Annotated in this window: 12 protein-coding genes; 10 read left to right on the top strand and 2 right to left on the bottom strand. The window is 65.9% G+C overall.

All coding sequences use genetic code 11. The features are described from left to right. Window positions 1–60: 60 nt before the first annotated feature. Entirely contained in the window at window positions 61–1,719 is a 1,659-nt protein-coding gene (ade, locus tag EAH73_RS04060; RefSeq protein WP_140465188.1) for an adenine deaminase, read from the bottom strand. 92 nt (window positions 1,720–1,811) lie between these two features. Between ade and EAH73_RS22985 the strand changes: the two genes are divergently transcribed. The 6 genes from EAH73_RS22985 to EAH73_RS04035 all read left to right on the top strand — a co-directional run bounded on the left by EAH73_RS22985 (window position 1,812) and on the right by EAH73_RS04035 (window position 5,531). After that, window positions 1,812–1,961, top strand: a complete 150-nt coding sequence (locus EAH73_RS22985; RefSeq protein ID WP_161599448.1) for a hypothetical protein — start codon at window positions 1,812–1,814, stop codon at window positions 1,959–1,961. Between the two features lie 27 nt (window positions 1,962–1,988). Then, window positions 1,989–2,651: a hypothetical protein gene (locus tag EAH73_RS04055; protein ID WP_140465187.1), complete on the top strand. Its 663-nt coding sequence runs from the start codon at window positions 1,989–1,991 to the stop codon at window positions 2,649–2,651. 7 nt (window positions 2,652–2,658) lie between these two features. Beyond that, window positions 2,659–3,066, top strand: coding sequence for a hypothetical protein (locus EAH73_RS04050; protein WP_140465186.1), 408 nt, complete (start codon window positions 2,659–2,661; stop codon window positions 3,064–3,066). 32 nt (window positions 3,067–3,098) lie between these two features. Continuing rightward, entirely contained in the window at window positions 3,099–3,791 is a 693-nt protein-coding gene (cmk, locus tag EAH73_RS04045; RefSeq protein ID WP_140465185.1) for a (d)CMP kinase, read from the top strand. Window positions 3,792–3,892: 101 nt separating this feature from the next. Beyond that, window positions 3,893–4,774: a 4-hydroxy-3-methylbut-2-enyl diphosphate reductase gene (locus EAH73_RS04040; protein WP_140465184.1), complete on the top strand. Its 882-nt coding sequence runs from the start codon at window positions 3,893–3,895 to the stop codon at window positions 4,772–4,774. A 49-nt stretch (window positions 4,775–4,823) separates the two neighbouring features. Then, complete coding sequence (locus EAH73_RS04035) at window positions 4,824–5,531, top strand: hypothetical protein (RefSeq protein WP_140465183.1); 708 nt, start codon at window positions 4,824–4,826, stop codon at window positions 5,529–5,531. Here the strand turns inward: EAH73_RS04035 and EAH73_RS04030 are convergent. After that, a complete protein-coding gene (locus EAH73_RS04030) occupies window positions 5,528–6,082 on the bottom strand; it encodes an O-acetyl-ADP-ribose deacetylase (RefSeq protein WP_140465182.1) in 555 nt (184 codons plus the stop codon). The two genes, EAH73_RS04035 and EAH73_RS04030, sit on opposite strands and share 4 nt — an antisense overlap. Before the next feature lie 193 nt (window positions 6,083–6,275). On the opposite strand from EAH73_RS04030, the gene EAH73_RS22980 reads away from it, so the two are divergent. From EAH73_RS22980 to EAH73_RS04010, 4 genes are all read left to right on the top strand, one after another. Further along, window positions 6,276–6,560 (top strand): 2TM domain-containing protein, encoded by a 285-nt coding sequence (locus EAH73_RS22980; protein WP_161599447.1) that lies wholly within the window; start codon window positions 6,276–6,278, stop codon window positions 6,558–6,560. A 149-nt stretch (window positions 6,561–6,709) separates the two neighbouring features. Next, window positions 6,710–7,189 carry an ATP-dependent zinc protease gene (locus EAH73_RS04020; protein WP_140465180.1) on the top strand — a complete coding sequence of 160 codons (480 nt, stop codon included), beginning with the start codon at window positions 6,710–6,712 and terminating at the stop codon, window positions 7,187–7,189. Window positions 7,190–7,317: 128 nt separating this feature from the next. After that, on the top strand, window positions 7,318–8,256 hold the full coding sequence (gene rimK, locus EAH73_RS04015; protein WP_140465179.1) for a 30S ribosomal protein S6--L-glutamate ligase: 939 nt from the start codon (window positions 7,318–7,320) through the stop codon (window positions 8,254–8,256). Window positions 8,257–8,279: 23 nt separating this feature from the next. Next, window positions 8,280–9,236, top strand: a complete 957-nt coding sequence (locus tag EAH73_RS04010; protein ID WP_140465178.1) for a succinylglutamate desuccinylase/aspartoacylase family protein — start codon at window positions 8,280–8,282, stop codon at window positions 9,234–9,236. Window positions 9,237–9,267: the final 31 nt, after the last annotated feature.

Here is a 9,267-nt window from a genome sequence, read left to right as displayed (position 1 = left end):
GGCGCGGGGTAGAGACGCAAGGGTGCGTTTCTACCCCGCGCTAGAAGCCAAGCTATCGGCTTAAGCCACAGCATCGACGAAGCGGAAGGCCTCGCCGTCGAACAGGCCTTTGTCGCTCAGCTTCAGGCTGGGAATGACGAGCAGGGCCATGAAGGAGAGCGTCATGAACGGGGCCCCCAGCGGCGAGCCCAGCTGCTTGGAGAAGGCATCGAGGGCGGCGTAGGCGGCCGCCACGTCGGCCCCCGGCTGGTCCGACATGAGGCCGGCCACGGGCAGCGGCAGCAGCAGCTCTTCGCCGCCGGGGCCCACTGCCGCCAGGCCGCCCCGGGCCCCCACCACGAGGTTGACGGCCCGCGCTAGGCTGGCGTCGTCGCAGCCCACGGCCGTGATGTTGTGCGAGTCGTGGCCCACGCTGCTGGCCAGGGCCCCGCCCATCAGCCCGAAGCCCCTGATGAACGCCACCGCCGGCGGCACGTGCGCCCGGTAGCGGTTCACCACGGCCAGCTTGAGTACGTCGCGCGCCGGGTCGGCCACAACCGCGCCGTACTGTACGAGCGCCGGCACGTCGAGCCGGGCCGTCACGAGCTGCCCGTCAAAGCACTCGATGACGCGCAGCGTGGGGGCCCCGGCGGCCGGCGCGAGCACCTCAAAATCGGTGGGCTGCACGGGCTGGGCGTGGAAGTTGTTGGCCGCCGCAATGGGCGCGGCGGGCAGGAGCGACTGGCCGTTTTCGGCCACTAGCTGGCCGTCGAGGTAAGTGCGCTGCACCCGAAAATCGGTGAGGTTGTCCACCACGATGAAGTCGGCCGGGTCGCCCACGCGTAGCAGGCCCACGGGCAGGCGGTAGTGCTGCACGGGGTTCACGCAGGCCACTTGCAGCACGTCGAACACGTTGTTGCCCAGCGCCAAGGCCCGCCGCACCAGCTGGTCGATGTGGCCGAGCACGAGCGTATCGGGATGCTTATCGTCGGAGCAGAACATGAGGTGCGGGAAGTGCTCGGGCAGCAGCTCGATGAGGGCGTCGAAGTTGCGGGCCGCCGAGCCCTCCCGAATCAGGATGTGCATGCCCACGGCCAGCTTGTCGCGGGCCTCGTCGGCGGCAAAGCACTCGTGGTCGGTGGCGATGCCGGCGCTGGCGTACCGGGCAGCGTCGGGGCCCCGCAGGCCAGGCGCGTGGCCGTCCACGGGGCGGCCGGCGGCCTGGGCCAGGGCAATTTTCTCCATCACCACCGGGTCGCGGTTCAGCACGCCGGGCCAGTTCATCATCTCGGCCAGGTAGCCAATTTTAGGGTTCTCAAACAGCCGGGCAATGTCGGCCGCCGTTATCTCCGCCCCCGCGGTTTCAAACGGCGTGGCCGGCACGCAGCTGGGGGCCCCAAAGCAAAATTTGAACGGCGACGCGGCCGCATTATCCAGCATGTACTGCACGCCGGCCACGCCCAGCACGTTGCCGATTTCGTGGGGGTCCGACACGGTGGCCACGGTGCCGTGGGCCACCGCCAGGCGCGCAAACTCGCTGGGCACCAGCAGGGAGCTTTCCACGTGCACGTGCGCATCCACGAAGCCGGGCAGGGCGTAGGGCAGGGCCGCGTCGGGCGCGGGGGCCCCGGTGGGCGCGATGGCCGCAATGCGCCCACCGGCCACCTCGATGGTGGCGGGGCGCACGGTGCGGGCAAAGACATCAACAACGTTGGCGAGCAAAGAAAAATCAGCGGGCATGGGCGGGAACGGACGGGCCGGAAAATGGGGTTCGGGCCAGCAAAGAACCTTACATTTGGCTAAACAAGCCGTTATCCTAACCCCGTATTCCCGTGAAAAAGATTATCGCCTTTGCGCTGCTGGCCCCGCTGCTGCTGGCCAGCGCCGGCTGCGCCCGCCAAAGCTCCATGCAGAAGAAAACCAGCTGGTACAAGCACCACAGCGGCGGCAAGCACGTGCCCTGCCCCTGCGAGGGGCACTAATTGTTTTTCCACCCTTGCCGCTTCCGCGTGAATAAATTTTACTGCTCACTCGCGCTGATTGGTGGCGCGGCCCTGCTGGGGGCCCCGGCGGCCCAGGCCCAGGCGGCGGCCATCACGGGGCTGATTATCAGCGGCATTGCCAAGAGTCAGAACCAGTTCCGGGGCCCCGGCGAGTTTTACCGCAAAGGCACGTTTCAGCTGGCTAACGGCACGTGGCAATCGGGGCGGTTTTACTACGACTGGCAAAACCTGTACATCGCCGACCCGCAGAACAAGAGCAAAAAGGCCCCGCCCCAGCGCTGCGCCATCGACAGCCTGCGCGGGTTTGCCTTCGGCGCCGATACCTTTTGCGTGGTGCACCGCTTCACGGTGCCCAAAACGGGCGAGTACATCCGCAGCGGCTTTGCCCGAAAAGTGTACCGGGCGGGCAACGTTCAAGCGAACGAGTACACCGACTACCAGGTTGGCCTGCGGTATGCGAACCCGTACACCCTGCTGTGCCGCTCCGATACCACCGTGGTGGTGCCCACCAAGCCGCAAGAAATGCGAAGGTTGGCGGCATACATGGTGCAGGGCTATCCTGAATTGGCAGCCGAAGTACTGAAAATAAAGGAGTTTCAGCCCGAAGACTTGCAGCGCGTGTTGGGGATTTACAGCCGGTGGCAGGAATTCAACGCCCGGCCCAAATAACTTTTCTATGTCTGACCAACCCAATCCCAGCCCCGTGCCCGCCCTCGAAGCGGCCGCCGATGCCGTGCGCCAGCAGTTGGGCCTGGCCGGCTTCGACGCCGCGGGCGTGGCCCGGCTCGACCACTTCATCACGGCGCAGCGGGGGCAGGTGGCGGCCGGCCAGCGCCAGGGCGTGGTGCAGGCCTTCGGCTGCTACCTGGGTGAATGCCTGGTGCGGGCCCACGGCGGCGAATGGGCGGCCGGGCCCGACGGCAGCACCGGCGTGGGCCTAGCCGGCCGACTTTTTTTCAACCCTTTTTATTTGGTTAGTCAGCAGTTGGATAAGGGCGAGGCGGCGTCCGTGGCCGCGTTCTTTGCGTCGGTGCCCGGGCGGCTGGGGGCCCCGGTGGCCGGGCGTAAGCGCTGGATTTCGTAATCTTGCGGGGCCAATGGCCCCCGCATTCCTATATGAAACAGCTCGTCATCGCCATTGATGGTTACTCCTCGTGCGGCAAAAGCACCACCGCTAAGGCCGTGGCCCACTTGCTGCACTACGCCTACGTTGATACCGGCGCCATGTACCGCGGCGTTACGCTCCACTTGCTGGAGCACGGCATCGCCTTCGACGACCTGCCCGCCGTGGAGCAAGTACTCAAAGACCTCACCATCAGCTTCCGCCGCCACCCCCAAACGGGGCGCAACGAGCTGTTTCTGGACGGCGTAAACCGCGAGGACGACATCCGCCAGATGCGGATTTCGAACTCCGTGAGCGAGGTTTCGGTCATCCCGCTGGTGCGCCACGCCCTGGTGGCCCAGCAGCAGCGCATGGGCCGCAAGCGCGGCGTGGTGATGGACGGCCGCGACATCGGCACCACCGTGTTCCCCGACGCCGAGGTGAAGATTTTCATGACCGCCGACATGGAGCTGCGCGCTTACCGCCGCCAAATGGAGCTGGCCGAAAAGGGCGAGCACGTGCCCTTGAACGACATCATCGAGAACCTGCGCAAGCGCGACCACATCGACTCGACCCGCGCCGAAAGCCCCCTGCGCCGCGCCACCGACGCCGTGCTGCTCGACACCACCCACATCACCATCAGCGAGCAGGTCGATTTCGTGATTGACCAGGTATCGTCGGCCCTGTTTGCGGCCGGCCGGGCGTAGCGCGGCTTCTTCCTGGCACGGTTGCGGCTAGGGCCGGGGCCCCGGCGTACCTTTGCCGCGGGCCAGAACCCTATCTACTTATACCGTGTTTTATAAGCGCTATGGAAGTCACGATTGATAAGAATTCCGGGTATTGCTTCGGCGTCGAATTTGCCATTCAGATGGCCGAGGACGAGTTGGCGCACGAGGAAACGCTGTACTGCCTCGGCGATATTGTGCACAACCGCATGGAGGTGGAGCGCTTGCACCAGCGGGGCCTGCGCATCATCGACCGCGACCAACTCGCTGAGCTGCACGACTGTAAGGTGCTCATCCGGGCCCACGGCGAGCCGCCCGAAACCTACGCCCTGGCCCTGCGCAACAACCTGGAGCTCATCGATGCCTCGTGCCCGGTGGTGCTCAAGCTGCAAAACCGCGTCAAGCATGCCTTCGACCTTAGCCAGCGCCAGGACGGCCAAATTGTGATTTACGGCCAGCCTGGCCACGCCGAGGTGGCCGGCCTCACGGGCCAGACCGGCAACCGCGCCATTATTGTGATGACGGAGGCCGACCTCGACCAGATTGACTTTGCGCGGCCCGTCACGCTTTTCAGCCAGACGACCAAAAGCACGGCCGGCTTCTACAAAATGAAGGCCCTGATGGAGGCCCGCATCCAGGCCGCCGGTGGGGCCCTGGATAGCTTCGACGCCAACGACAGCATCTGCCGGCAGGTGAGCAACCGCGAGCCGCAGCTGGCTAAATTCGCTGCCCTGCACGACGTTATCATCTTCGTGAGCGGCCGCAAAAGCTCTAATGGCAAGGCCCTGTTTTCGGTGGTGCAGCAGTTCAACGCCCGCAGCTACTTCGTGGAGAACGAGACCGAGCTGGAAGAGGAATGGTTTGCCGGGGCCCAAACTGTGGGCATCTGTGGCGCCACCAGCACCCCGCTCTGGCTAATGCAGCAAGTGCAGGAGCGCATCGAAGCCGTGGGCGAGCTGGTGTAGGTACGGGCCCGTACCACCAAAACGGATGCGCACACGGAGAATAATTGGGTTGGGAACCTCACTGCTGGCGGGCGTGTGCACAAGCGCCCTGGCCCAGCAACGCTCGGCCGTAGCCGACTCGGCCGCCAGTGCCGGGGCAAGCCCTGCCGCTAGCGCGCCGGGCCACCAGTATGCGCAGGCCGAAATAATGGGCCCCGACGGCAAGCCGCACTACGTGTACGTGCGGCCCAATCCCAACGGCTACGCTGGCATGCTGGCCTTTCACCGCACCGCCGAAGCCACCCGGCGCGGCGCGGCTGAGCCGCTTTCCATTAGCGTGGATAAGGTGAAGTGGATGAAAGTGGCCGGCCTTTACCAGGAACATATGGTGCTGAAGGGCAAGCCGCAGCGCATCATCGCAACGCGCCTCATCGATGGCCCGGTGGAGTTATTCAACCACACGCAAGTGGACCCGATGGTGGTGCCCGTGCCGGGGGCAGGGCTGGTGACGGCCGTGGTGGCAGGTGCCGTGGCCGGTGGCGCAATGGCCGCGGCCGGTGCAGGGGGCATCAAGGAGCGGCACTGGTACCTGCGGCGCAACGGCGAACTTCTCAAAGTATCGCGTGTGCACTTCGTCGAACAGCTGACGGACTATTTCCAGGACGATGCCGAGGTAGTGGCCGCGCTACAGCGCGAGCAGGTGCGCTACCCCGACATGGTGGCCGTTGTGGAAGCCTACAACCGCCACCGCGCCGCTGGCTTGCCCGCCGCCCGCTAACTACGGGCAGCCTCGGCCAGCGCTTGCTCGTAGAGCCGCTGGTTCTCGTCGTCGAATACCACGAACGTGACCGTGGCGGGCACCGCGTGGGCCCCCAGCCACTGCCGCACCTCGCGCACGGCAATGGCCGCCTCGGCCTTTGGGTAGCCATAGATGCCGGTGCTGATGCCAGGGAAAGCTACGCTGTCGAACTGACGCGCCGAAGCAATCTTCAGGCAGCTTTGGTAGCAGGCCGCTAATTCTTCCCCTTCGTGCTGTCTCCCACCGTGCCATACTGGCCCTGCGGTGTGAATAACATACTTAGCAGGTAGTTTTCCACCCGTGGTTGCTACAGCTTGGCCCGTTGGCAAACCAGAGCGATAAAGCCGTGCGCGCAAGTGCCGGCACTCTTCCAAGATTTTAGGGCCCCCGGCGCGGTGAATGGCCCCATCAACCCCGCTGCCGCCGAGCAGGCTGGAGTTGGCGGCGTTGACGATGGCCGCCACGGGCTGGCGGGTGATGTCACCCTGCACGAGGCGAATGCGGGCGGTGAGGGCGGCGGCGGTAGGCATGGACAGCAGGAGCAAAGGGGAGAGGGGCCAAAGAAAAGTAGGGCTGAAAAAGCTGCCGGGGCCCCACGCTTCGGTCACCGTTTTGGGCGCTTGGTCCGCTGAAGCTGACGCTTCGGCCACAAGCAATTGTGGGCCCCGGGGCCCCGGGATAGTTTTGAGCATCAAATCCATCCACCGCTTCACCCCACCGCCCATGGAACCCCAAGCCCGCGACCCCTACCTGTGGCAGAAAGCCAAAGCCCGTACCAAATTCCAATCCCACCTGCTCATCTACAGCCTCGTGAACGGCGGGCTGTGGTTGCTGTGGGCCCTCACGCCCCACGGCGGCGAGCCGCTGCCCTGGCCCATCTGGACGTCGGCCTTCTGGGGCTTCGGGCTGCTGACGCAAGGCCTGGCCGCCTATTCTGGCCACAGCCGCGACGAGCGCACCCAGCGCGAGTACGAGCGCCTGGTGCGCGAGCAGCAGGGGGCTTATTAAGCTGCGGTACTAGTTGCTCGTTGTCAGTTGTCAGTCGATGGCAATTAGCAAAGGGCCCCGAACGACTGACAACTGACAACGAATAACTAACAACGAACAAAACGCCCTTCCGCCAACGGAAGGGCGTTTTGCGTTCTACCTTCGCCGGCATGAAAACTCGCCCCGCCAAGCGCACCGTGGGCCGGCGCGAGCTGGTTGATTTCCCGGGCTTCGCCCTGCTCGGTGTGGAAGCCAAGGTGGATACCGGGGCCTACACCAGTGCCCTGCACTGCACCGACCTGCACGAAGCGCCCGGCCCCGCCGGGGCCCCCGTGCTACGCGGCCGCCTGCTCGACCCCGACCACCCCGGCTTCGACGGCCGGGCCCTGGAATTTGCCGAATTCACGCGGCGCGACATTCGCTCGTCCAACGGCGAGGTGCAGGAACGCTACGTGATTGAGGCCGTGGTGCGGCTCTACGGCAAAGATTTTCGGGCCGAGTTTTCGCTCTCCGACCGCTCCGACATGAAATACCCCGTGTTGCTGGGCCGCAGCCTGTTGCGCCAGGGACGCTTCGTGGTGGACGTGGCCCGGCGCAACCTTTCGCACAAGGCAGCCGTTCGGGCGGCGGCCCGCCGGGCGGCGCCGTAGCCCGGGTTCCGCCCTAAATTTAGGGCGGGGCCGGCCAAGTGGGCGCGCCGCTTGTTTAGGGGCCCCGGGCCCGCTTGCGGCCCGCTGCCTTTGCCTATTTTCCTGCCCGCACCTTCACTCTCCGACCAATGAAACTGGCCATTCTCTCGCGGGAACCCAAATCGTACTCGACCCAGCGCCTGGTGGCCGCCGCCGCCGCCCGTGGCCACGACGCCGTAGTCGTCGACCACCTCCAGTGCAACCTAGTGCTGGAAAAAGGCCAGCCCGGCATCATCTACAAAGGCGAGCCGCTGGCTCACTTCGACGCCATTGTGCCGCGCATCGGGGCCTCCGTCACGTTCTACGGCACGGCCGTGGTGCGGCAGTTTGAGATGATGAAAGTGCGCACCGCCGTTGACAGCCAGGCCATTGTGCGCTCGCGCGACAAGCTGCGCTCGATGCAAATCCTGAGCCGCGCCGGCCTGGGCATGCCCAAAACGGCCTTCACCAACTTCTCGCAGGACGTGCCCGCCATGATCGAGCAAGTAGGCGGGGCCCCCGTCATCATCAAGCTGCTCGAAGGCACCCAGGGCCTGGGCGTGGTGTTGGCTGAGAGCGTGAAAGCCGCCCAGTCCGTCATCGAAGCCTTCCACAACCTCAAGGCGCGCATCATCGTGCAGGAGTTCATTGCCGAGAGCAAAGGCGCTGACCTGCGGGCTTTCGTGGTGGACGGTGAAGTGGTGGGCGCCATGAAGCGCCAGGGCAAGGAGGGCGAGTTCCGCTCGAACCTGCACCGCGGCGGCACCGGCACCCTTGTGAAGCTAAGCCGCGCCGAAAAGGCCGCCGCCCTGCTGGCCACCAAAGCCCTGGGCCTGGGCATTGCCGGCGTGGACATGCTGCAAAGCAAGCGGGGGCCCCTGGTGCTGGAGGTGAACTCCTCGCCCGGCCTGGAGGGCATCGAGAAGGCCACGCAGCTCGACATTGCCGGCCGCATCATCGACTACACGGCCGCGTTGGTGGCTAAAAAACGCAGCAAGGGCAAGGCCAAAAAGGCCACCGATGCCCACCCCGACGCCCCCGCCGCCTAGGGCCCCGGCGTTACCTTTGCCCGATGCCCCCGCTCGACCCCATCTACCTCAACGACCTCACCATCATGCCCGGCGAGCGGGTACTGACGCGCCTGGTGATTTCGCGCCTGCCCTCGGGTACCCTTATCGATGTGCCGGTGCACGTGCTGCGCTCGGCCGTGCCGGGCCCCGTGCTGCTGCTGATGGGCGGCATGCACGGCGACGAGGTGAACGGCATCGAGACCATCCGGCGCATGCTGCGGCGCGACTTGCTGCGCCCCACCTGCGGCACCATCATCGCCATCCCCATCTTCAACATCTACGGGTTCCTGAACTTTAGCCGCGAGGTGCCCGACGGCAAGGACGTGAACCGCTCGTTTCCGGGGTCGCCACGCGGCTCGCTGGCCAGCCGCGTGGCCCATCGCTTCATGCGCGAAATCATGCCCCTGATCGACTACGGCATTGATTTCCACACCGGCGGCGCGGCCCGGGCCAACCACCCGCAGGTGCGCTGCGAGCTGGACGTGGACCCCGTGACCGACGCACTGGCCGCTGCCTTCGGGGCCCCATTTACGCTGCACGCCGCCCTGCGGCCCGGCTCGCTGCGCGAGGCTGCGCAGCGCCTGGGCAAGCGCCTGATTGTGTACGAAACTGGCGAGAGCCTGCGCATCGACGACGCCGGGGTGGAAATGGCGGTGGCCGGTACCCTGCGCGTGCTGCACCACCTGGGCATGGGGCCCGCCGCGCCGCCGCCCGCGCAGGCTGGCGTGGTGTGCCTGCGCCACACTTGGCTGCGGGCGCGGTTTGCGGGCCTGTGGCGCTCGCTGGTGCAAAATGGCGACTACGTGCAGAAGGGCCAGGTGTACGGCTCCGTGGCCGACCCCTACGGCGAGCGCACCGTGCGCCTCGAATCGCCGGTGAGCGGCTACGTGGTGGGCCTCAACTACATGCCCGTGGTGAACCAGGGCGATGCCCTGCTGCACATCGGTTTGCCGGGGTGAGGGCCCCCGGCCGTACTTTTGTGCATCTTTT

The organism is Hymenobacter nivis (assembly GCF_006439025.1).
GTDB lineage: Bacteria > Bacteroidota > Bacteroidia > Cytophagales > Hymenobacteraceae > Hymenobacter > Hymenobacter nivis_A.
This window is presented reverse-complemented; position numbering and strand designations above follow the sequence as displayed.